General features: G+C 63.0%; 2 pseudogenes. One reads left to right on the forward strand and one right to left on the reverse strand.

Annotated features, from left to right (window positions below):
• Window positions 1–210 (forward strand): annotated as a pseudogene (locus tag AC5ZG1_RS44720) (serine hydrolase domain-containing protein); the annotation flags it as partial.
• Window positions 211–255: 45 nt separating this feature from the next.
• Here AC5ZG1_RS44720 and AC5ZG1_RS44725 read toward each other — a convergent pair.
• Window positions 256–378 (reverse strand): annotated as a pseudogene (locus tag AC5ZG1_RS44725) (lytic transglycosylase domain-containing protein); the annotation flags it as partial.

The raw sequence follows: 378 nt of genomic DNA on the forward strand, positions 1-378 counted from the left end.
GAGGATACGTTCTGGCTCACGGGGCATGACGGGCAAAGCATGGCGATCGTGCCTTCCGCCAATCTGATCGTCGTCCGACTCGGCCTGACGCCGGGCTGGCTCGGCTATCAGCCCCAAACGCTTCTGAAGGCGATCCTGGCGGCGTCGCCGCAATCGGGAGCGCCGCAACAGCAGGCCGGATCACAACGGGAGGTTCAGCCGCAGCCGTAGGCTATGACCGCTGTTTCAATTGGTTTGTTTCGGCAGCTGCCCGGTTCAGTAATTACCCTGGGCGACATCACTCATGCCCTTGCGCTTGGCGTCGTAGTAATAGCCGCGCGCATAGAGGCGGACGGCGTCGTCTTCCTTGTTGTCGGAGACGAGCCAGGCGCCGCGCAG

The organism is Bradyrhizobium sp. Leo78, from assembly GCF_059512425.1.